Source organism: Asticcacaulis sp. EMRT-3, assembly GCF_030027245.1.
GTDB lineage: Bacteria > Pseudomonadota > Alphaproteobacteria > Caulobacterales > Caulobacteraceae > Asticcacaulis.
In genome coordinates this window covers 1,612,179-1,634,409 of sequence record NZ_JASERT010000001.1, presented here as the reverse complement: position 1 = coordinate 1,634,409, position 22,231 = coordinate 1,612,179, and the positions used below count along the sequence as shown (strand labels likewise).

21 protein-coding genes are annotated in these 22,231 nt (G+C 60.9%); 14 read left to right on the top strand and 7 right to left on the bottom strand.

Going from position 1 to position 22,231, the window contains the following annotated elements; genetic code table 11:
- Positions 1-9: 9 nt before the first annotated feature.
- A complete protein-coding gene (miaA, locus tag QB905_RS07875; RefSeq protein WP_282974174.1) occupies positions 10-870 on the bottom strand; it encodes a tRNA (adenosine(37)-N6)-dimethylallyltransferase MiaA in 861 nt (286 codons plus the stop codon).
- A 77-nt stretch (positions 871-947) separates the two neighbouring features.
- On the opposite strand from miaA, the gene QB905_RS07870 reads away from it, so the two are divergent.
- Both QB905_RS07870 and QB905_RS07865 read left to right on the top strand, forming a co-directional pair.
- On the top strand, positions 948-2,060 hold the full coding sequence (locus QB905_RS07870; protein ID WP_282974173.1) for an Mrp/NBP35 family ATP-binding protein: 1,113 nt from the start codon (positions 948-950) through the stop codon (positions 2,058-2,060).
- 94 nt (positions 2,061-2,154) lie between these two features.
- Positions 2,155-3,249 carry an NADH:flavin oxidoreductase gene (locus QB905_RS07865; RefSeq protein ID WP_282974172.1) on the top strand — a complete coding sequence of 365 codons (1,095 nt, stop codon included), beginning with the start codon at positions 2,155-2,157 and terminating at the stop codon, positions 3,247-3,249.
- Here the strand turns inward: QB905_RS07865 and QB905_RS07860 are convergent.
- The 3 genes from QB905_RS07860 to QB905_RS07850 all read right to left on the bottom strand — a co-directional run bounded on the left by QB905_RS07860 (position 3,246) and on the right by QB905_RS07850 (position 5,153).
- Positions 3,246-3,734 carry a dihydrofolate reductase gene (locus QB905_RS07860; RefSeq protein WP_282974170.1) on the bottom strand — a complete coding sequence of 163 codons (489 nt, stop codon included), beginning with the start codon at positions 3,732-3,734 and terminating at the stop codon, positions 3,246-3,248. The two genes, QB905_RS07865 and QB905_RS07860, sit on opposite strands and share 4 nt — an antisense overlap.
- On the bottom strand, positions 3,712-4,206 hold the full coding sequence (locus QB905_RS07855; protein ID WP_282974167.1) for a dihydrofolate reductase: 495 nt from the start codon (positions 4,204-4,206) through the stop codon (positions 3,712-3,714). Before QB905_RS07855 ends, QB905_RS07860 begins: the two co-directional genes overlap by 23 nt.
- A gap of 140 nt (positions 4,207-4,346) precedes the next feature.
- Positions 4,347-5,153 carry a thymidylate synthase gene (locus tag QB905_RS07850; protein WP_282974165.1) on the bottom strand — a complete coding sequence of 269 codons (807 nt, stop codon included), beginning with the start codon at positions 5,151-5,153 and terminating at the stop codon, positions 4,347-4,349.
- 206 nt (positions 5,154-5,359) lie between these two features.
- Here QB905_RS07850 and ilvC point away from each other — a divergent pair, with 206 nt between their 5' ends.
- Positions 5,360-6,358, top strand: a complete 999-nt coding sequence (ilvC, locus tag QB905_RS07845) for a ketol-acid reductoisomerase (RefSeq protein ID WP_282974163.1) — start codon at positions 5,360-5,362, stop codon at positions 6,356-6,358.
- Positions 6,355-8,217, top strand: coding sequence for an acyltransferase family protein (locus QB905_RS07840; protein WP_282974162.1), 1,863 nt, complete (start codon positions 6,355-6,357; stop codon positions 8,215-8,217). The genes ilvC and QB905_RS07840 overlap by 4 nt, the downstream gene beginning before the upstream one ends.
- On the opposite strand, the gene QB905_RS07835 is transcribed toward QB905_RS07840, so the two are convergent.
- Entirely contained in the window at positions 8,183-8,950 is a 768-nt protein-coding gene (locus QB905_RS07835) for a tRNA1(Val) (adenine(37)-N6)-methyltransferase (protein ID WP_282974161.1), read from the bottom strand. The two genes, QB905_RS07840 and QB905_RS07835, sit on opposite strands and share 35 nt — an antisense overlap.
- 118 nt (positions 8,951-9,068) lie before the next feature.
- Between QB905_RS07835 and QB905_RS07830 the strand changes: the two genes are divergently transcribed.
- The 4 genes from QB905_RS07830 to QB905_RS07815 all read left to right on the top strand — a co-directional run bounded on the left by QB905_RS07830 (position 9,069) and on the right by QB905_RS07815 (position 13,418).
- Positions 9,069-10,121, top strand: coding sequence for a polyprenyl synthetase family protein (locus tag QB905_RS07830; protein WP_282974159.1), 1,053 nt, complete (start codon positions 9,069-9,071; stop codon positions 10,119-10,121).
- 12 nt (positions 10,122-10,133) lie between these two features.
- Entirely contained in the window at positions 10,134-11,348 is a 1,215-nt protein-coding gene (locus QB905_RS07825) for an acyltransferase family protein (protein ID WP_282974158.1), read from the top strand.
- A gap of 31 nt (positions 11,349-11,379) precedes the next feature.
- Positions 11,380-12,915, top strand: coding sequence for a helicase HerA-like domain-containing protein (locus QB905_RS07820; RefSeq protein WP_282974157.1), 1,536 nt, complete (start codon positions 11,380-11,382; stop codon positions 12,913-12,915).
- 137 nt (positions 12,916-13,052) lie between these two features.
- Positions 13,053-13,418 (top strand): endonuclease domain-containing protein, encoded by a 366-nt coding sequence (locus tag QB905_RS07815; protein ID WP_282974155.1) that lies wholly within the window; start codon positions 13,053-13,055, stop codon positions 13,416-13,418.
- Between the two features lie 128 nt (positions 13,419-13,546).
- On the opposite strand, the gene QB905_RS07810 is transcribed toward QB905_RS07815, so the two are convergent.
- Positions 13,547-14,308: an SDR family oxidoreductase gene (locus tag QB905_RS07810; protein ID WP_282974153.1), complete on the bottom strand. Its 762-nt coding sequence runs from the start codon at positions 14,306-14,308 to the stop codon at positions 13,547-13,549.
- 215 nt (positions 14,309-14,523) lie between these two features.
- Here QB905_RS07810 and QB905_RS07805 point away from each other — a divergent pair, with 215 nt between their 5' ends.
- Positions 14,524-14,997 carry an NUDIX domain-containing protein gene (locus tag QB905_RS07805; RefSeq protein WP_282974152.1) on the top strand — a complete coding sequence of 158 codons (474 nt, stop codon included), beginning with the start codon at positions 14,524-14,526 and terminating at the stop codon, positions 14,995-14,997.
- 1 nt (position 14,998) lies between these two features.
- Here the strand turns inward: QB905_RS07805 and QB905_RS07800 are convergent, their stop codons facing one another.
- Positions 14,999-16,168: an acyltransferase family protein gene (locus QB905_RS07800; RefSeq protein WP_282974150.1), complete on the bottom strand. Its 1,170-nt coding sequence runs from the start codon at positions 16,166-16,168 to the stop codon at positions 14,999-15,001.
- Positions 16,169-16,327: 159 nt separating this feature from the next.
- Between QB905_RS07800 and uvrC the strand changes: the two genes are divergently transcribed.
- The 5 genes from uvrC to QB905_RS07775 all read left to right on the top strand — a co-directional run bounded on the left by uvrC (position 16,328) and on the right by QB905_RS07775 (position 22,159).
- Positions 16,328-18,211 (top strand): excinuclease ABC subunit UvrC, encoded by a 1,884-nt coding sequence (gene uvrC / locus QB905_RS07795; RefSeq protein ID WP_282974149.1) that lies wholly within the window; start codon positions 16,328-16,330, stop codon positions 18,209-18,211.
- Between the two features lie 118 nt (positions 18,212-18,329).
- Entirely contained in the window at positions 18,330-18,950 is a 621-nt protein-coding gene (gene pgsA, locus QB905_RS07790; protein WP_282974147.1) for a CDP-diacylglycerol--glycerol-3-phosphate 3-phosphatidyltransferase, read from the top strand.
- 323 nt (positions 18,951-19,273) lie between these two features.
- Entirely contained in the window at positions 19,274-20,413 is a 1,140-nt protein-coding gene (locus QB905_RS07785) for an ABC transporter permease (protein ID WP_282974145.1), read from the top strand.
- Complete coding sequence (locus tag QB905_RS07780) at positions 20,410-21,141, top strand: ABC transporter ATP-binding protein (RefSeq protein ID WP_282974144.1); 732 nt, start codon at positions 20,410-20,412, stop codon at positions 21,139-21,141. Before QB905_RS07785 ends, QB905_RS07780 begins: the two co-directional genes overlap by 4 nt.
- Before the next feature lie 37 nt (positions 21,142-21,178).
- Positions 21,179-22,159 (top strand): HlyD family secretion protein, encoded by a 981-nt coding sequence (locus tag QB905_RS07775; protein WP_282974142.1) that lies wholly within the window; start codon positions 21,179-21,181, stop codon positions 22,157-22,159.
- Positions 22,160-22,231 lie beyond the last annotated feature (72 nt).

Sequence of the window (22,231 nt, the reverse complement as noted above, 5' to 3'; positions counted from 1 at the left end):
CGCGGAGGTTTAGCCGAACTGATTGCGGAACCAGGTCATCTGCCGCTTGGCATAGTTGCGCGTCTTTTGACGGGCCAGTTTCAGGGCGTCTTCCCGTGTCATCTCACCGCGCAGATGGGCGGAAAGCTCATTAAGGCCCAGCACGCGCATGATCGGCCAGTCTGGTGCAAGGCCGCTCTGCACCAGATCGCGCACCTCATCGAGCGCGCCCTGATCGAGCATGATCTGCAAACGCGCATCGCAGCGCGCATAGAGCTGATCGCGCGGCGGATCGAGGATTTCGAGATGGTAGGAACCGTCGGGCAGTTCGGGCCGGGTGCGCGCCTGCCAGTCGCTCAAGGCCACGCCGGTTTGCAGGAAAACCTCATAAGCCCGCGTCAGGCGCTGGCGGTCATGGGCCATGATGCGCGTGGCCGCCGCCGGATCGTGCTGGCGCAGGGTTTCGCGGAAAGCCGCCTCGCCGAGGGTTTCATAAGCGCGGCGCGCCTGCTGGCGGGCCTCGTCGCCGATCTCAGGAATCTCGGCCAGACCATGAATGAGGCTGTTGAAATAGAGGCCGGTGCCGCCGGTGATACATAGCTTCGGCCCGCCGTTCAGCGCAGCGTCGATATAGGGTCTGGCCGCCCGAAGCCATTCGCCCGCCGACCACAGGGTTTGCGGCCCGATCTCGCCATACAGCACATGCGGGGCCATCGCCTCATCTTCCGCCGAAGGCCGCGCCGTCAGGATCGGCAGGTCGGCGTAAAGCTGCATCGAATCGGCATTGAGGATGGTGCCGCCCGTACTTTGCGCCCAGGCCAGGGCTTTGGCCGACTTGCCCGAAGCCGTCGGGCCGGCCAGCAGATAAAGGGGGGCGTCAAATGCGCTCATCGCAGCTTTAGGTCTTTTAACCGACCCGCAATGGGCCTAAGGAATGCCCGTTTTAGACAGTCCCCGAAGGTTCGTCCATGCCCCCTCTTGACCGCGATCAGGTGCTTTCCGCGCTCAACACCATTACCGATCCGATGAGCGGCAAGGGTCTTGCCGAGGCCGGCATGGTGCGCGCCCTGATCGTGCTGCCCGAACGCACGGGCTTCATGCTGGAAGTGCCCGAAGCGCGCGTCACCGAATATGGGCCGGTGCGGCTGGCGGCGGAAAAGCTTTTAAAGACCCTGCCCGGTGTCGGCAAGGTACAGGTGGTGCTGACGGCGGAAATGGCGGCGGCCCCGCAGGCGGGCAAGGCCCCCTCGGCCAAGCTGTCCGAACGCGCGGTCGAGGACAGCCGCCCGAAAGCGCCGGTGGCCTCAAGCCGCCCCAACCATGTGAAGCATGTCATCGTTGTCGGTTCCGGCAAGGGCGGGGTCGGCAAGTCGAGCCTGTCGCTGGGGCTGGCCATCGGCTTGTCGCAACTGGGCCTGAAAATCGGCCTGCTCGATGCCGATATTTACGGCCCGTCCGCACCCGTCATGCTGGGCCTGTCCAAGCCGCCGGAATTTGGCGCTGACAAGCTGATGGTGCCGCCTGAAGCTTTTGGGCTGAAGGTCAATTCGGTCGGTTTTCTCGTCGATCCCGATCAGGCCATGATCTGGCGCGGCCCGATGGCCTCGCAGGCCCTGACGCAATTGCTGACCCAGACGCGCTGGGGCACGGCGGAGGAGCCGCTCGACGTGCTGGTGATCGATCTGCCGCCGGGCACGGGCGATGTGCAGCTTACGCTCACCCAAAAGACCCTGATCGACGGGGCGGTGGTGGTGTCCACGCCGCAGGAAATGGCGCTGGCCGATGCCAGGCGGGCCGTCACCCTGTTCGGCAAGACGGGGGTGAAGGTGCTGGGCGTGATCGAGAATATGGCGTATCTGACGGGCCCCGATGGCAGCGAGATCGAGGTCTTCGGGCGCGGTGGCGCGAAGGCGATGGCGGGTGCGCTGGACGTGGCGTTTCTCGGCGAAGTGCCGCTCGATCCGGCCCTGCGCAAGGGCTGCGATGCGGGCCGCCCGCTGACGGCGCTGGAACCCGAAGGCGAGATGGCGGGCCGGTTCCGTAAGATCGCCGAGGCCGTGATGGCGGCACTCGGCGCGTAAGCGGTTTATTTGCTGCAATGCGGGAGTATTGCCTTGCAGTTGGCGCTGGCGAAACCATATCAGCAACAGATACGTTTTCTGTTATGGAGCCCACATGTCATCCAACACCCTGTTTTCGCCGTTTTCGCTGAAAAATCTGACCCTGCCCAACCGCGTGGTCATGGCCCCGATGACCCGCAACATGTCGCCCGGTGGCGTGCCGGATGAGCATGTCGCGGCCTATTATGAGCGCCGCGCCGAAAACGGCGTCGGCCTGATCCTGACCGAAGGCACGGTGATTGAGCGTCCGGCCTCAAAAAACGAAGCCAATATCCCCAATTTTTACGGCGAGGGCCTGAACGGCTGGGCAAAGGTGGTCGAGGCGGTGCACGCCAGGGGCGGCAAGATCGCCCCGCAAATCTGGCATACCGGCATTGTCTATGGCCAGAATCCCGACTACCGCCCGACGCCGATGGATTCACCGTCCGGCCTGAGCATTGCAGGTGAAAAGATCGCCGAACCGATGAGCGAGACTGACATTGCCGACACCATCGCCGCCTTTGGCCGCGCGGCGGGTGATGCCAAACGCATCGGTTTTGACGCCATCGAACTGCATGGTGCGCACGGCTATCTGATCGACGAATTTTTCTGGGACGGCACCAATAAACGCAGCGATCAATGGGGCGGCGCCACGGTGGGCGAACGCACGCGCTTCGGTGTCGAGGTCGCCAAGGCGGCGCGGGCGGCGGTTGGGCCGGACTTCCCGATCATTATGCGCCTGTCGCAGTTCAAATCGCCCGCCTATGATGCGAAGGTCGCCAAAACGCCCGAAGAGATGGAACAATGGCTGACCCCGCTGATCGATGCGGGTGTCGATATTCTGCATTGTTCGCAACGCCGCTTCTGGGAGCCGGAATTCGAGGGTTCCGAGCTGAATTTCGCCGGTTGGGCTAAGAAGATTACCGGTGCGCCCACCATCACGGTCGGCAGCGTTGGCCTGTCGGGTGATTTCATTGCCGGTTTTGGCGGCGAAGTCTCCAGCCCGACCGACATCAATGCTCTGCTGAAGCGCCTCGATGGCGGTGAATTCGATCTGGTCGCCGTTGGGCGCGCCTTGCTGGCCGATCCCGAATGGGTGACCAAGGCGCGTGAAGGCCGCCTCAGCGACACCCACGGCTTTGACCGCAAGCTGCTGGCGACCCTGGTTTAAACCCGCTCATAAACCGTGGCGGTGAAGGCGTAGTCGTCGCCTTCACCGGCTGCGTGGGCATCTTCGCGCACCACCTTCCAGACCTTTGGATCAATGGCGGGAAAATGCGTGTCGCCCTCCACATCGGCATGGACATGGGTAACATAGAGCCGGTCGGCGCGCGGCAGGGTCTGTCCATAGATATTAGCCCCGCCGATGACGCAGATCTCATCGACGCCGTCATCAGCCGCCTGTTCGCGGGCGATGTCGATGGCCTCCAGCAGGGTGGAGCAGATAATGCCGCCCTCGGCCTCGAATTTCAGATCGCGCGACAGGACAAGATTAAGCCGCCCCGGCAGCGGCTTTTTCGGCAGCGAATCCCAGGTGTCATCATCAGTGATAATAGGACATAGCGAGTGTATTATACGCGATAAATCATTCGCTACGTTCAGTAGCGAATGATCAAAGCCAAAAATTGATAGTTTAGGCGGCTTTAATCTTGTCATAAACTGTAAATGTTACGTTCTCTTCTAAATCTTTTGTCTCAATTTGTTGCCATTGAGCCGTGTCATATTCAGGGAAGAACGCATCGCCGTTGACAACAATTTGACGAATGACAGTTAGATACATCCTATTTGCCGTATCTAAAGTGGCTTCGAAAATTTGTTCACCGCCAATTACCATAATTTCATCAGCAGGAATGTCACGGGCAAAATTTAAACCGTCTTCAATGGACCGAAAGACTTTAATGCCTTCCGCAGTAAAAAACGGATCCCGAGTAATGATAATATTTTCACGCCCTGGTAAGGGCGCGCGAAGGGACTCAAAGGTTTTTCGCCCCATGATAACAGGCTTGCCCAGTGTAATTTTTTTAAAATTGGCAAGGTCGCTTTTTATGTTCCAAGGCAGCCGATTGTCTTTCCCGATAACTCGGTCTTCCGACATCGCTGCGATGACGCTAATTAGCGACATAATCATTCATTCCTTCAATCTATGAATCATATATTAACGCATAGTAGTTCCAATTAACAGCGCGTTAACAAATTGCTTGCTGCGATTCTGTGGGGGAATGATCTTTTTTTTGTAAATTTTGGTTAAATTATTTTACTAATTATACGTCATACGGCCACCTTGGCTTTCAGCGCGCCGTGCGACTGGTAATCTTCAATAGCGATGTCGGCATAGTCGAAGCCGAACAGGTCGGTCTTGGGGGCCAAGACCAGTTTCGGGAAGGCAAAGGGCGTGCGCTCAAGCTGGATTTTCGCCTGCTCGATATGGTTGGTATAGAGGTGAACATCGCCGAAACTATGCACGAAATCCCCGGCCTCCAGCCCGACGGCCTGCGCCACCATATGGGTCAGCAGGGCATAGGAGGCGATGTTGAACGGCACGCCCAGAAAGATGTCAGCCGAGCGCTGATAAAGCTGGCAGGACAATTTTCCATCGGCCACAAAAAACTGAAACAGGCAGTGGCAGGGCGGCAAGGCCATCTCATCCACCTCAGCCGGGTTCCACGCCGAGATGACGTGGCGGCGCGAATAGGGATTGGTTTTCAGATTGTCGATCAGGTTTTTCATCTGGTCGATCACCCGGCCATCGGGGGCTTCCCAGGAACGCCACTGTTTGCCGTAAACCGGCCCTAAATCGCCGTTTTCATCCGCCCATTCATCCCAGATGGTGACGCCGTGATCGTGCAGATATTGCACATTGGTGTCGCCGCGCAGGAACCACAGAAGCTCGACCGCGATCGACTTGAAATGCACCTTCTTGGTGGTCAGCAGCGGAAAGCCCTGCGACAGGTCAAACCTGATCTGACGTCCGAACAGGCCCAATGTACCGGTGCCGGTGCGATCCGAACGCGCCACGCCATTGTCCATGATGTCGTGGACGAGGTTGAGATACTGATATTCGGGGTGATCAAACATGGTGCTTCCGTCGAAAAAAAGACCCCTCCGTCGTCTTCGCCTAAGGGCTCGACGCCACCTCCCCATCAAAGACAGGGAGGAGAAAGGCGATCCTGCCTCTCCTCCCTGTGCCGAAGGCATGGGGAGGGGGACCACGAAGTGGTGGAGGGGGCCTTCTTAATAGCCTAAAACGAACGCTATTGAACGATTCTTTTGCGGAGCCCGCCATGTCTTTACCCGTTTATCACGACAAGGATTGCGATCTGGCGATCATCCGCTCAAAGCGTGTGCTGGTGATCGGCTATGGCAGTCAGGGGCGCACCCAGGCGCTGAATGCGCGCGATTCCGGCGTGACGCAAATCAAGGTGGCGCTCAAACCCGGCTCAGCCACGCGGGCGAAGGCCGAGGGCGACGGCTTTGATGTGGTGACCGTGGCCGAAGGCGTGGAATGGGCCGATGTGCTGGTCATCCTGACCTCAGATGAAGCCCACCGCGACCTGTTTGCCAACGAGATCCATCCGCATTTGCGCGTGGGTCAGGCCCTGATTTTCGCCCACGGTTTGTCGTGCAATTTCGGGCTGGTGACGCCGCCTGAGGATGTCGATGTGCTGCTGGTGTCGCCTAAGGGGATCGGCCCGCGCATCCGTGATATTTACGTGGCAGGCGAGGGCGTCTTCTGTCTGTTTGCCGTGCAGCAGGACGCCAGCGGGCAGGCCAAAGCGCTTGGCCTGTCGTTTGCGGCGGCGCTCGGCTGCGGGCGCAAGGCCATATTGGAAACGACGATGAAGGCCGAATGCGAAAGCGATCTGTTTGGCGAACAGGTGGTGTTGTGCGGCGGCACCCGCGAACTGGTCAGCAATGGTTTTCAAACCCTGGTCGATGCCGGTTATCCGCCCGAAGTGGCGTGGTTTGAAACCTGTTATGAGCTGAAACTGGTCGTCGATCTTTTGTGGGAACTCGGCATGTCAGAGGGCTTTGGCAAGATCTCCAACACCGCCGAATATGGCGCCTATCTGACCGGCCCGCGCGTGATCGGCGAGGCGTCGCGCGCCGCCATGCAGGACGTGCTGCAATCGGTGCAGTCGGGCGATTTTGTCCGCCGCCTGATGCAGGATTACGACGCGGGCAGCCCCGACCTGCTGGCGCGCCGCGCCGCTCTGAAAGACAATCTGCTCGACCGCACCAAGCGCGATCTGGATGAAGCGGCGGGTCAAGGTCAGACATGACCGAAACCGGTTCAAAACGCGCTGATATTCAGGGTCTGCGCGGTGTGGCCGTTCTGGCCGTGCTGGGCTTTCATGCCTTTCGCGGCGCGGTGCCGGGTGGTTTTGCCGGTGTGGATATTTTCTTCGTCATTTCCGGATTCCTGATCACGCGCATCCTGCTGGACGGCATGGAAGGCGGGTCTTTTCGCCTGCGCGACTTCTACAAAAGGCGCATCCGGCGGCTGTTTCCGGCGCTTTACGGGATGCTTTTCGCCGTTTTGGCGGCGGGTCTGATCATCCTGCCGCCCAGGCTGTTGAGCGAACTGGTCTATACGCAGTTTTTCACCACTTTGTTCGCCTCCAATTTCGCTTTTGCGCATCTGAGCGGCTATTTCGACACGCAAGCCTCGCTCAAGCCGCTTTTGCACACATGGTCGCTGGGGGTTGAGGAGCAGTTTTACCTCGCCTTTCCGGTAATACTGCTGGTGATCCGAAGGTTTGCGGCCCGCTTCCTGTGGCCGATCCTGGCGGGGCTGGCTTTGCTGTCTCTGCTGGCGGCCATGTTGACGCCGGGAGACGCCGCCTTTTACTGGCCGACCACGCGCGCCTTCGAGCTTCTGATCGGCGCCCTGTGCCTGCCTTTGCAGACTTACGCCGCCACGCCCGCTCGCCAGCACTGGCTGTCCGTGACCGGGCTCGTGCTGATCGTGGCCAGTCTGGCCCTGCTGAACGCCGACCTGCCGTTTCCGGGGCTGTACGCCCTGCCGCCCTGCCTCGGCGCGGCCTGTCTGCTGATCAGCGCCGAGGGTTATGGCAACAGACTGATCGCCGCCCCGCCGCTGGTGATGGCAGGGAATGTTTCCTATTCGCTCTATCTCTGGCACTGGCCGCTGCTGGTCTATGGCCGCATGGTGCTGGGTGAGCATCTGTGGGTCAGTGTGACAGCGCTGGTTCTGGCCTTGGCCATCGCTTTTTTAAGCTGGCGTTTTATCGAACAGCCCGCTTTGAAATATGCCTGGCCGCGCGGTCGCCTGTGGGGCCTTGCCGCCGCCCTGATGGCCGCGTCGGTGTTGCCGTGCCTGCTGATTTTCGCCGGTCACGGCCTGCCGCAGCGCTTTTCCTTACGCGAACAAACCGCCCTTGCCGCCGCGCAGGATTTCAGCCCTGATCGCAAGCGCTGCCATCTGGCGACGGGGGCGCAGCGCGCCTATGCTGACACCTGTGTTCTGGGGACGAAAGGTGCGGCGTCGCTGGCCGTCTGGGGCGATTCGGAAGGCGTCGAACTGGCCGAGGCCTTGGGTGAAAGCGGCATGGGCGTGCGTCAGATCACGGCTTCGGCCTGCCCGCCCAGTCTCGGTTTTCGCATCGCCTATAATCCGGCCTGCCGCGCCCATAATGCCGATACGCTCTTGCATCTGAAGGCCGATCCGGCGATCAAGACCGTGGTGCTGATCGCCAATTTCGACCGTTATGCGGATGCGGCGGCCATGACTGGCGGGCTGGAACTGAGCGCGCTCGATCTCAGCCATGCGGGGAAGGCGGTGGTGATCATCGCACCCTTGCCGGTCTATAATTTCGACCCGCCCTCGGCTGTCGGTCTGTACATGCGGCTGGGGCGTGATCCGCGCGATCTGGGGCAGGCGCGGGTCGCTTTCGATGCCGCCCACGCCGCCATCTCCGCCGAACTGCAAGGCTTCACGGCGGCGCACGGCATGAGGCTGATCCGCCCCGCCGACAGTTTTTGTGATGAGCGCCTGTGCCATGTCTATGCGGCGCGCATCGGCGTCCTCTATTTCAACGGCCAGCACTTAAGCATGGCCGGGGCGCGGGTGCTGGCCGCTGCCATCACCACGAAAATTCTGCTTCACCGCGCAAAATAGCCTCGACCGTATCTGTGTGCTGGCGTTCGCCGCCATCATGCAGCACCAGAGGCGCCAGCAGGCGCAGAGGGGCCTTGCCGAGCCGCTGGGCGCGCACGATCACCCGTTTGGCGTCGCTATCGGCAAAGGGCAGGATCGGCCTGATCATGAAGCTGCCGCATCTGGTCAGCCCGCCGAGCAGGTCGGCCAGCCGGTCGGCGCGGTGAATGAAGACGATATGGCCGCCATCGCGCACCGCTGCCGTGGCGAAATCGAGCCAGGCCTGCAAGCCGTCATCGGCCATCCAGGCGGCGCGTTTGTTCTCATCGGGGGCGCGTAAAGCGTTCGGATCGTCGAAATAGGGCGGGTTGCAAAACACGATGTCACAGCGATTCAGCCCGAATGCTTTAAAGCCGCCGGCGATGTCGCCCGTGATGATCCGCACATCTTCAAAGCCGTTGAGCGCCACATTATGCGCCGCCAGTCCGGCATGATCGTGTTCGCGCTCGATGCCGGTGAGGGTCAGGTGCGGGGCGCGGGCTTTCAGCGACAAAAGTGCCCCGCCGACGCCGCAGCCCAGTTCGAGCGCGCTGGCGGCGCGGCGCTCGCTCGCCAGGGCCGCCACGGCGGCGGCCAAAAGGGCAGCATCCATGCCAGCGCGATAGCCGCGCGCGGGCTGCATCAGGCGCACACTCTGACCCAGCAGATGGGTCAGGGTGGTCGGCAGAGCGGTTTTGGCGGTGGTTTCGCTCATATTGGAGAGATTTCTGATAAAATAGTGGATTTCAAGCTGTTGCTCCGGCGAACCTAAACGTTAAATAGTATCGTGACGCCTTGCCTGTATCGTCAAGGCGGTTTATGGCGGAGCGTGAATGTCAGGAGTTAACGCATTGGATTCGGCCAATCTCGATACTGTGCGCGCCGGAGCCGATGCAGCGGTGGCGCCGAAGGCGGATGTTCAGGCGCTGGTGGCGTTGTGCGACGCCGATATGGCCGGCATCAACGCCCTGATCACCGACCGTATGCAGTCGGATGTGCCGACCATTCCGGCCCTGGCCGAACACCTGATTTCGGCGGGCGGCAAGCGCCTGCGGCCCCTGCTGTGCGTGGCGGCGGCGCGTCTGTGTGGCACCGATAACCGTCACCACCACAATCTGTCGGCGGCGGTCGAATTCATCCATACCGCCACCCTGTTGCACGATGATGTGGTCGATTCCTCATCCCTGCGCCGTGGCAAGGTGGCCGCCCACCTGATCTGGGGCGCACCGTCCTCGGTGCTGGTCGGCGATTTCCTGTTTGCCCGCGCTTTTGAGCTGATGGTCGAAACCGGTTCGTTGCGGGCGCTCGGCATCTTGTCAAAAGCATCTGCGGTCATCACCCAGGGCGAGGTGATGCAACTGACCAAGGCGTTTGATCTCAATCTCAGCCAGGCCGATTATATCGAAATCATCTCGTCGAAAACGGCGGCCTTGTTTTCGGCGGCCTCGGAAAGCGGCGCGGTGGCGGCGAAGGCCAGCGATGCGCAGATTCAGGCGCTTTATGATTACGGCCTCAATCTCGGCCTCGCGTTTCAGATCCGCGACGATGTGCTCGATTATGAAAGCTCGGCGGATGCGCTCGGCAAAAATGCCGGTGACGACTTCGCCGAGGGCAAGTCCACCCTGCCACTGATTCTGGCCATGCAGGCGACGCAAGGTGCCGAAGGCGCGTTCTGGGAACGGACGATTGGCCGCCGCGAACAACAGCCCGGTGATTTCGCCCACGCCCAGCGCCTGATGCACAGTTCCGGCGCGCTTGATGCGGCGCGCAAGACGGCGCGCGCCTATGCCGATGCGGCGCTGGCGGCGCTCAGCGGTTTTGCAGCCGGCCCGTGGCGTTCGGCGCTTGAGGCGCTGGCTGTTTATAGTGTCGAGCGTCAAACCTAGGAGCGCAAGGTTTTGACCGGCTCCGGCGACAGCCCGAAAGTGACGGAAAGCCGGTTCTACGAGCTGGATATTTTGCGTGGTCTGGCCGCCTTCATGGTGGTCACCTTCCATTACAAGCACTTCCTGCTGATCTCGGACGCCGCCGGTTTTGATTATCACGACATGCCGTTTCATACCGTGTTGATGCCGGTCTATGTCTATGGCCAGTTCTTCGTCGAGCTGTTTTTCTCGATCTCCGGCTATGTGTTTTTCTGGCTCTATTCCGGGGCCATTTCGACGCGCCAGACCGGCCTGCGCAGCTTCTTCATTGCCCGGTTTGCGCGGCTTTATCCCTTATATTTCATGACCTTTATCGCCGTGGCCCTGATCCAGTGGGCGTTTCATACCGTCTATGGCCATGATTTCATCTACAGCCATAATGGCCCGATCAATTTCGTGCTCAACCTGTTTATGGTGCATCAGTGGCGGCCCCACGCCAACCAGTCGTTCAATGGGCCAAGCTGGTCGATTTCGGTCGAGGTGTTCCTGTATGTCGTCTTCTTCCTGCTCTGCCGCTTCCGGCTCAACTCGGTCTGGACGGCGATGGCTCTGGTGGTGGCGGGTCTGGTGTTCAAATATCTGCATCCTGACCCGACCGATGATTTCGTGCGCGGCCTGCCGAGTTTCTTTCTGGGCGGACTGGCCTGGTATGCGGTGGAAGCTCTGCGTCAGCGCGAAACCTGGCGCAGGCGGGCCGAAATCGCATTGGTCACCTGTTTGCCGATCCTGTGGCTGCTGGCCTATATCTGCGCCTATGACGCCCTGTGGCATCCCGCGCGTCACTGGCTGAGGACGCAGGGTTTCGGCCTGACGGCGGCCCTGTCAACCGAAGGCTTTGTGTACGGCCTGATCCCGCTCACCCTTGTCTATTTCGGCCTGCGCCGTAATCTGTGGCAGGCGGCGTGGCTGAAACCGGACAGCCTGCATCGTATCGCCTGGATCGGCGACATCAGCTATTCGCTTTATCTGATCCATTTTCCCTTGCAGATCAGCATCATGCTGGTGATGGCCCACTGGCCCTTCGCGGCGCGCGCCCATATTTTCGGTTCGCCCCTGACCTTCGTGGCCTTTATGGGCACGGCGATGGGGCTGGCCTGGCTCAGCTTTCGCTTTTTCGAAATGCCGATGCGCAAACACATTCGCAACTGGCTGACGCCGCATCTGGCGCGTATCGCGCCGATGCGGTAATTCGTACTTCATATCATACAGGAGCGTGATCATGGCAGACTCAACCGGTGCTTTTGTGGGGCAGGCGCAGAATGCCGACAAGCTGCCCGAAACCCTGCTCTATAATCGCGCCAACCGGCATGGCCTTGTGGCCGGAGCCACCGGCACGGGCAAGACGATCACCCTGCAAATTCTGGCTCAGGCCTTTTCGGATGCAGGCGTGCCGGTCTTCGCCGCCGACATCAAGGGCGACCTGTCGGGCATTGCCGTGGCCGGTCAGTTCAATGACAAGGTGCTGGAGCGCGCCCAACAGATTGGTCTTGATCTTCAGCCCGCCGCTGCGCCTGTGGTTTTCTGGGACCTGTTCGGCCAGAAGGGTCACCCGATCCGCGCCACCATTTCCGAAATGGGGCCGCTTCTGCTGGCGCGCCTGCTCGATCTCAATGATGTGCAGGAAGGCGTGCTCAATATCGCCTTTGCCGTGGCCGATAAGGAAGGCCTGCTGCTGCTCGATCTCGACGACCTGCGCGCCATGCTTAAATATCTCAACGACAATGCCAAAGACATCGGTGCCACCTATGGTCAGGTGTCGCCCGCCACCATCGCCACCATTCAGCGCAATTTGTTGACGCTCGAAAATCAGGGCGCGGCGCAGTTTTTCGGTGAACCGGCGCTCAGGCTCGAAGACCTGATGCGCACCCATATTTCCGGCAAGGGCTATGTCAATGTGCTGGCTTCTGACAAGCTGATGCAGAGCCCTAAGCTCTATTCGACATTCCTTTTGTGGCTGATGTCGGAACTGTTCGAGCAATTGCCGGAGGTCGGCGATCCCGATAAGCCGCGCCTCGTGTTTTTCTTTGATGAGGCGCATCTGCTGTTTAATGAAGCGTCGAAAGCCCTGCTGGAAAAGATCGAGCAGGTGGTGCGCCTGATCCGTTCCAAGGGCGTCGGCATCTATTTTATCACGCAAAATCCCGCCGATGTGCCCGATACGGTGCTGGGCCAGTTGGGCAACCGCGTCCAGCACGCGCTGCGCGCCTATACGCCTTCGGAGCAGAAGGGGCTGAAATCGGCGGCTGATTCGTTCCGCGCCAATCCGGCCTTTGATACGCTGGAGGTCTTGCAGCAACTGGGGACGGGTGAGGCCTTGGTGTCGCTGATGGACGCCAAGGGCACGCCGACCGTGACCGAGCGCACCCTGATCCGTCCGCCCGCTTCGCGCATGGGGCCGGTGAACGATTCTGAACGCGCCGTCATCATCGCCGCCTCCCCGGTGTCAGGCGTTTATGACAAGGCGATCGACCGGGAATCGGCGTTTGAGGTGTTGAGCGGACGGCTGGCCGCTGCGGCGGCTTCCGCGCCGCCTGCGCCGCCCAGCGCCGAAGACAAGGCCGCCCAGCGCGCCGCCGTACAGGCCGAAAAAGAGGTCGAGCGCCAGAAGCTGGCCGATGAAAAGGCGCGGCAAAAGGCGCAGGCCCAGATGGTCAAAAGCGTGTCGTCGGTGGCCGTGCCGATCATCCGTTCGGTGGGCATCGCCATCGCCGGTCAGTTGATCCGCGGTTTGATGGGTAATACCAGGCGGCGGTAAGGCGGTTTTGCCCCCTTCGTCGCGGACAAGCCGCGCCACCTCCCCCGTACGCGGCGCTACAGGGGAGGATCAGTCCATTTTATCCTCCCCTGCGAAGCGGGGGAGGTGGCGAGCCTGTCGAGCCGGAGGGGGCATTTATGCGCAAAGGTGCGAAAATTAAACTGGCGCGGCATTTCCGCAGGCAGATGACCCATGCCGAGGTCTTGTTATGGATCGGCCTGAAAGGGCATTCCCGCGAGGGGTTTGCCTTTCGCCGCCAGCATCCGCTTGGCCCCTATATCGCTGATTTTTACTGCGCGAAAGCGGGTTTGATTATCGAGGTGGACGGGCAAATTCATGAACGCGAAGACAGACCGCAACGCGATCATCTGCGCGATCAATGGGTTGCGCAGCAGGGTATCGAGACAATGCGGATCGCCGCCGCCGATATTATGGCGGATGCGCATGATGTCAGTGAGGGGATTGTGCGTTATGTGCGGGAAAAGCTGAAAAGCAGGCCTTAAAGATCGAACATATGGGTAATGCCAGGCGTCTTTTTTGCCCCCTCCGTCGGCGACTTCGCGCCGACACCTCCCCCGCTTTGCAGGGGAGGATATACTGAGCCGGAGGGGGCTTTCATACGATATACGGATCACAAATCCAGCATATCGACCGTCTTCCAGGTCAGGTGCTGGCCGGAATCGACGCAGATCATCTGGCCGGTGACGCTGGGGGCGCGCAGCAGGAACAGGGCGGCCTCGGCCACCTCTTCGGGTGAGGTGGGCTTGCGCAGCAGGGTGGCGCGCGATTCGCGTTCGAAATCCTGTTCGGACTGGTGGATCGATTTGAGCGTCGGCCCCGGCCCGATGGCGTTGACGCGGATGGCGGGGGCCAGGGCCTGCGCCAGTGTGCGCGTGGCGTGCCACAGGCCAGCTTTCGACAGCCCATAGGAAAAGAAGGGCGGTGAGGGTTTCAGCACGCGCTGGTCGATCAGATTGATGATCGAGGCACCGGCGCGCAGATTAGCTTGCGCCGCGAAGGCCTGAGCCAGCAGCACGGGGGCCAGCAGATTGGTATCCATATGCAGCCGCCACGACTCAAGCGTCAGGCTGCGGGCGCGGTCATCGGCAAAGACCGAAGCATTATTGACCAGCACGTCGATGGGGCCGAGGCTGGCGCGCGCATCGTCGATCAGATGGTTGATGGTGGCGACATCGGCCAGATCGGCTTGTAAGGCGCAGGCGCGCACACCGATGGCTTCCAGTTCGGCGACCAGCGCTAAAGCATCGTCGCGCGAACGGCCATAATGGACGCCGATATTATAGCCCTCACGCGCCAGGGCGATGGCGATGGCGCGGCCGATGCGCTTGGCGGCGCCGGTAACGAGAGCCGTTTTGGGAGCGGTCTTAGTCAACGCGGCCGAAATCGACGACGTTGAGCAGGCCGATGACGATCAGGAAGACGGCGAAAATAGCGATGGCAAGCATGGAGCGACTCCGCAAAGGATGGTGTTTAGGTGTTAAACTCAGCCGGGCCGGGGGGCAAGCCTGTTTTGCATGGTGAGGTGGCGCGTAGCATTATTGAAATTTCCGCCCTTGCCTATCTGAAAAAAACCGGCAACATCGCGGCATGGAAGACTGGAAGCGCATCGTCGAGCCCTATTCGAGGCCGTTCTTTTTCGCCTGGTCGCGCACGACGCGCGGCAAGACCTTAGGTGTGCGTGGGCTGGTGGTCGATAAGGATAAGCGCGTTCTGCTGGTAGAACACACCTATCTCGAAGGCTGGTGGCTGCCCGGTGGCGGCGTCGATACGGGCGAAACGGCGCATGAGGCCGTGGCGCGTGAACTGCGCGAGGAAGCCGGCGTCAATCCGGTGGGCCTGCCGCAACTCTTGTCAGTTCATTCCAATGAGCGCTTTTTCCCCGGCGATCATGTGCTGGTGTTCCGCGTCGATGATTTTGAGGCCTGCGCCATGACCTCGCACGCCGAGATCAAGAATGTCGATTTTTTCGCGCTCGATGCCTTGCCCGACAATATCAATGCCGGTTCGCTCAGGCGGATTCAGGAAGCGCTGATGGGCTTTCCGCCCGATCCGCTGTGGTGATCTATTCCGCCGGTGCGGCCACGACGGCGCTGTCGCGTTTTGTGAACAGGCCGCGCGCCCAGCGCCGTGACGGTTTTTCAAAGCCGTAATGGGCCACGGCCGCCACGGCCAGCGAGATGGCGATCGAAATCCACACCCATGAGCTGCGCGACAGGCTGTCGCCCACGCCCCAGGCCGGCATGGATTTGAGGATGATCTTCTGGATCAGGTCATGCACCAGATAGAGCGCATAGGAAACAAGCCCCAGCCAGTAGATGACCGGGTTTTGCAGCAGGCGCGCCAGTGGGCCCTGATCATGGCTCAGGCCCATGATCAGCACGGCGAACACCGCCACCAGCCACAGGTCGGTATTGCGGAAACACAGCAAAATCAGCGCCAGCGCCATCGCCACATTGGCGGCGGCGGCGGGAATCCGATGACGGAAACGAAAGGCGACAAGACCGATATAGAACGAGGCCAAACAGCGCAGGATGGTGCCCGGCGCATAGGAATGCACGACATCGAGCTGGCCGTGCATATGATGGTGGCGTGTCATCCAGTAGGGGCCGAAGGCCACGGAGGCCAGGATGGCGAAGGCCGCGACCACGCCCGCCAGCGCATAGCGGCGCGGCAGCCACATCGCCACCATGATGCTGAGCGGAAACAGCAGATAGGCCGCCCATTCGGTGCTGATCGACCATGACGGCGGCACAATGGCATAGGCCAGCCCCCAGACATGGGTGAGGGTCAGATTATAGGGCAGGGCGCGCAGCACATTATCGTCGAAATGATAGGTGGACGACAAGACCGTGCTGATCAGCACCGCCGTGATCAGGGTAACGAGCAGATAGAGCGGATAGATGCGCGCCAGCCGCAGCAGGATGAAGGTCTTGAAATTGCTGAGGCTGAAACCGTCGCGGAACATGTCGGCATAGGTCAGGGCCATCACGAAGCCCGACAATAAAAAGAACAGATCGACCGCCATATAGCCGTGATGGACGAAGGGCCGCACCAGCGATGGAAAGGCGTGCAGGCCATTGGCGTGGAAAAACACCACATACAGAGCGGCGATGCCGCGCAGGCCCGTCAGGGCGCGGATTTCGCCTTTGGGTTTAACGACGCCTTGGGGCGCGACCGGGGCGGGCGTCTTGACGGAATGCAGGAGGGCGGGGAAAAGTGACAAAAACGACATGAAGGCAGGCTTTACGGCATTGGCCCGCAAATGCAAAATCACAATCACGGACGTGTGATGGCTTAAATGTTACCAAGCCTTGCGCCCGTCGCGGCGGTGGAGGTGACATTCGCTGTATCGACGCCATATATGCGCCGCGAGTCATGCTAAAAGGCGGATATGGATAAGGACGATACAGTTGAACCCGCAGACGCGATTCTGACCGGCGCGGCCCTGATCCGCCGCGAGGCCGCTCTGGCACCCGATAAGCCGGGGGTTTACCGGATGCTGGGTGCCGAGGGCGAGGTCTTGTATGTCGGCAAGGCCAAGTCGCTGAAAAAGCGCGTGTTGCAATATGCGCAAGGCCGTTTCCACACCCAGCGCATCGCCCGCATGGTGGCTTTGACGCGCGAAATGGTTCTGCTGCGCACCCAGACCGAGGGCGAGGCCCTGCTGCTGGAAGCGCGTCTGATCAAGGCTTTGAAGCCGCGCTATAATGTGTTGCTGCGCGACGACAAGATGTTCGCCGAGATTCTGGTGCGCAAGGATCATGAGGCGCCGCAGATCACCAAGCATCGCGGCGCGCACACCATCAAGGGCGATTATTACGGCCCGTTCGCCTCGACACTGGCGGTCAATCACACGCTCGACACGCTGCAAAAGGCGTTCCTGCTGCGCACCTGCACAGATGCGGTCTATGCCGGGCGCACCCGGCCCTGCATGTTGCATCAGATCAAGCGCTGCTCGGCCCCCTGTACCGGCGAAATCGCGCTCGACGACTATCAGGAGCTGGCGAAGCAGGCCCATGATTTCCTCAAGGGCAAGAGCCGCAGTGTGATCGAGCGCCTGACCGCCGAGATGATGACCGCTTCGGACGAGATGGATTTTGAACGCGCCGCCCATCTGCGCGACCGGGTCAGGGCGCTTAACCATGTCTCGATGTCGTCATCGGTGGACCTGCGCGACGAAGAGGCCGATGTCTTTGCCGTGTTTAACGAGGGCGCGGCGGCCTGCGTGCAGGTGGTTTTCTATCGCGCCGGTCAGAACTGGGGCGACCGCGCCTATTTCCCGCGCGTCGATGCCGAGGACGATGCAGGCACTATCCTCGATGCCTTTCTCGGCCAGTTTTATCAGGATCGTCAGGTGCCGAAGCTGGTTTTGCTGTCGCATGATCTGCATGAGCCGGAGGTGATGGCCGAGGCGCTGGGCTTACGCGCAGAACGCAAGGTGACGGTGACGCGACCGCAGCGCGGCGACAAGTTTGATGTGGTGCAAAGCGCGCTCAATAATGCCCGCGCGGCCCTGGGTCGTCGTATGGCCGAACAGGGCGCGCAGTCAAAACTGCTGCGCGGCGTGGCCGAGGTTTTCGGTCTGGAAAACCCGCCCACGCGCATCGAGGTTTATGACAATTCGCACCTCGGCGGCACCCATGCGGTGGGCGGCATGATCGTGGCCGGGCCGGAAGGTTTTCTGAAAGGCCAGTACCGCAAATTTACCATCCGCGATCTCGATACCGTGCCGGGCGATGATTACGCCATGATGGCCGAGGTGTTTCGCCGCCGCTTCATGCGCCTGATCCGCGAAAAGGATCTGCCGGAAGATCAGAAGGGCTTCGGGCGGCCCGATCTGGTGCTGGTGGATGGCGGGCAGGGCCAGCTTGACGCCGTGCTGGCCGTGATGGGCGAACTGGGCATTGACGATATTCCGGTGATCGGCGTCGCCAAGGGGCCCGACCGTGATGCGGGGCTGGAGCGCTTCTTTATGCCTGGAAGGCTGCCCTTCATGATGGAGCCAAAATCGCCGGTGCTCTATTATCTGCAACGCCTGCGCGACGAGGCCCACCGCTACGCCATCGGCGCCAACCGACAGAAGCGCGACGCCGCCATCACCAAAAACCCGCTCGACGAAATCGACGGCATCGGCAGCGTGCGCAAACGCGCCCTGCTGGCGGCCTTTGGCTCCGGCAAAGAGGTGTCGCAGGCGCGCGTCGAGGATATGGTCAAGGTGGATGGCATTTCGCAGGCGATGGCGCAGAAGATCTATGACTTCTTTCATGGCGATTGAGCGCGCCGCTGCGGGGGCTGTGCCGCTTTCGTGACTCCAAATCGGATAAAAGGCTTGGCCGCCGGGTTTAGATGGCTAATATGCGCCGCCAACAGGCCCCCAGCAGCAGGCAGACTCAATGACCGGCGAATCCGTCAACCCGATCCCCAATATCCTCACCCTGATCCGTCTGATCGCCGGGGTGGTGATGTTCTGCCTCCTGACCGGGGCGGCGGGCGGGATTCCGTTCCTCAACACCACCTCTGACATGCTGTTCGGGATGCAGCGCTGGGGGTTTTATATCTTCGTCATCGCCGCTCTTACCGACCTGTTCGATGGGATGCTGGCGCGCAAATTACACGCCGAAAGCCGCTGGGGGGCGATTCTCGATCCGATTGCCGACAAGATTCTGGTGTGCGGCACGATTCTCGGCCTGTTCGCCCTGCAAACCAGCGATCCCTATTTCGACCTGCCCGCCGCCTTCATCCTGTTTCGTGAATTCGCCGTCAGCGCCTTGCGCGAAGCGGCGGGTGCAAAAGGCGTTCAGGTGCCGGTCAGCTTCATGGGCAAGATCAAAACCACCGTGCAGTTGATTGCGCTGGGCAGCCTGTTGCTGGCGCAAAGCTGGTCGGCCTTCGACCTGCCCGCCGCCTGGGCGGGATGGGTCTTTCCCGCCGCCTATCTGCTGATCTGGGCCGCCGCCATCATCTCGGTCTGGACGGGCGCGGCTTACTTCATCGCCGCCAAAGACGACCTGTAAATGCGCATCCCTGGCCACCTCATACGCACTCTGCGCTCGCGGGTATAAGCGATACCCGCTTCGCTTGCCGGCTATGATCTGGCTCAGGGCTGCGCATTTACGCGCCGGTGGGCTGTAGGTGGCGCAAGTCTGCGCTCGCGGGTATAGAGATACCCGCTTCGCTTGCCGGCTATGATCTGGCTCAGGGCTGCGCATTTACGCGCCGGTGGGCTGTAGCTAGCTGTAAAGTGAACGGTGTTGCCCCTTGCGGTGATTTAATCCGGCCTTTAGAATAAACCTGTAGATGTTGGCGGATGCGTTTCGCGTCAGCCACTGGGGGATGTGTGTCACTAGCCTTATCAACGCTGATTTTTGAATGGCGGCGCTATTTTGCCGCCATCATCGCCCTGGCTGTCGCCGGATTGCTGGTGCTGGCCATGACCGGCATGTTTTTGGGCGTCGGCAAGGCGTTCACCGCCACCATCGATCGTTCACCGGCCCAGATCATGGTGCTGCCGCCGACGGCTCAGGGCCTGTTCGGCAATTCCAACGGCCTGCCGCGCCGCATTATCCCGACCATCTATCAGCATCCCGATGTGCTCAGTGTCATGCCGCTGGGCGGTGGCTGGGCGGGCTGGTCGAATTTTCCTAAGCCGGGGCAACCCGCCAAAAGCGGCGGCGTCCAGGTCATTGTCATCGATCCGACGCCGGGCGCGCTCACCGTGCCGACCGATTTCAACGAGCAGATGCTGCAAACTATCCTTGAGCCCTATGCCATCATGATCGACAAGTCGAGCGAGGGCAAGCTGGGCGTCAAGATCGGCGACAAGGCCAAGATGAACGGCATGACCGTCTATGTGCGCGGCGAAACCAACGACTATCCGTCGATGTTCAATTCGATGGTCTTCATGTCGAGCCAGACGGCCAAGCTTTTGTACATCGTGCAGGACGGCCCGCGCGTCGGCTCGCTGCTGGTCAGCATCAAGGATCCATCGCGCGTCAAACAGGTGGTGGCCGAGCTGAACAAGATGGGCAATGGCCAGTATAAGGCCTGGACGCGCGAAGACCTGTCGAAAGTGTCGGAAAGCGGCATGTTGAAAGAGGGCGGGATTTCTATTCTGGTCGGCTTCATGGTGGTGGTCGGCATCTTTATCGGCATTGTCATCACCTGGCAGACGCTTCAGGCGGCGATCCTGGCCAATATCAAGGAATTTGCGGGCCTGCGCGCGCTGGGTGTTTCGATGGGTTCGCTGCGCTGGATCATCATGGAGCTGAGCTTCTGGGTGGGGATTGCCGGGCTGGGGCTGACCGTGGTGCTGGTGGGCGGGGTGGCGTTGCTGGCTCACAGCTTTGGCATATTGATGGATTTCCCGCTCTATATCGATATTCCGGTGGCGGTGGTGTTGCTGCTGATCGCCATCCTGTCGGGCCTGTTCTCGCTCGGCGTCCTCAAGAAAAGCCAGCCTGCGGATCTGCTGCGATGAGCGATGCACCCAAATTAGCGCCCAGACTGGCACTCGACGCCAAACAGCTCGGCAAGAGCTACAAGATTGGCAAGACCAAACAGCAGGTGCTGAAAAACGTCGATTTCACCGCCTGGCACGGTCAGGTGACGATGGTGATGGGGCCGTCGGGGTCGGGCAAATCGACCCTGATCGCCGCGCTGTCGGGCCTGATGAAACCCGATGAGGGCAGCGTTCTGGCGCTGGGTGAAGACCTGTGGAAGAAGAAGCGCGGCAAGATCGACAAGTTCCGCCTCGATCACTGCGGCTTCATCTTTCAGGGCTTCAACCTGTTCCCGTCGCTCAACGCCACCCAGCAGGTTGAGCAGGTGCTGAAATATTGCAAGGTGCCGCATGGCGAAGCGAAACTGCGCGCCCGCGCCGTGCTGGAATCGGTGGGCTTAGGCCATCGCCTGACTTTACGGCCGTCGGAAATGTCGGGCGGCGAAAAGCAGCGCGTGGCCATTGCGCGCGCCCTGTCCAAGTCGCCGTCGTTGATCTTCGCCGATGAGCCGACCTCGGCGCTCGATTCGGTATCGGGTCAGGTGGTGATCAAGCTGCTGCATCAGGCCGCCAAGGAACGCGGCGCCGCTGTGGTGGTGGTGACGCACGATCCGCGCCTCGAAGCCTATGCCGACCGCATCATCCACATGGAAGACGGCCATATCTTAAGCGACCATATGGTCTCTGAGCCGCCGGCTATGGCTTAAATTTTTGCCCCGACAAATAAATTTACAGAGAAACCACATGTCTCGCACCGTCACCTATGCCGCCACCCTGACGCTGGCCGCCATCTTCACCCTGTCGGTCAGCGCCTGCCATATGAAGCCCGGCGGCAAGGGTGGCGGACAGGCGGCGGTCACCGTGCCGGAAAGCCCCTACGCCACCATCGCCAATGGCAAGGTCGATGTCGAGGGCGGCGTAATCCAGGTGGCGGCGCGCGCGCCGGGCACGGTGCGCGATGTCTATGTGCAGGAAGGCGATTCGGTCACCAAGGGCGAAATACTGGCCCGTCAGGAAGATGACGCCCAGCGGCTGGCCGTCCAGACGGCACAGGCTCAGGTGGGGCAGGCGAAGGCCGCCGAGCAACTGACCGAGGTCAATATCCGCACGGCCCAACGCGAATATGACCGTCTGGCCCCGCTGGCCCCGCAGAATTTCGTCGCCAAGCAAAAGCTCGATGAGGCGCGCGACGCCATCGACACCGCCAAGGCCACGCTTGATTCGCAATTGGCCGCCGTGCAGACGGCGCGGGCGCAACTGGCGCAGGCGCAATATAATGAAGAACTGACCATTATCCGTGCTCCGATGGATGGCAAGATCATCCGCCGCTACGCCAATCCCGGCGCCGGGGCCTCGACGCTGAATGTGTCGGACATGTTCGACATCGAACCGGCCATTCCGCATATTGTGCGCGCTGAAATTACCGAAAGCGCCATCCCCGACGTGCATGTCGGGCAGGAGGCTGAGATCGTTTCGGAAAACGACCCGGCCAAGACCTATACAGGCAAGGTGCTGCGCATCGCCGCTACGTTCGGGGCGCGCAAGCTGTTGTCGGACGGGGCCAATGAAGCCACCGACGAGCGCGTGGTCGAGGTGGTGGTCAGCGCCGATCAGGCCCCCTTCCTGATCGGTCAGCGCGTGCTGGTCAAGTTCATGAAGCCGGGCAAGGCGGCCCACGCCACGGCGGCGACCTCTTCGGCTTCGGCAGCGCCTTCGGGGTCGTAAGAACAAGACCCCCCACCACCATCTGCGCTACGCTTGATGGTCCCCCTCCCCATCGAAGATGGGGAGGTATAA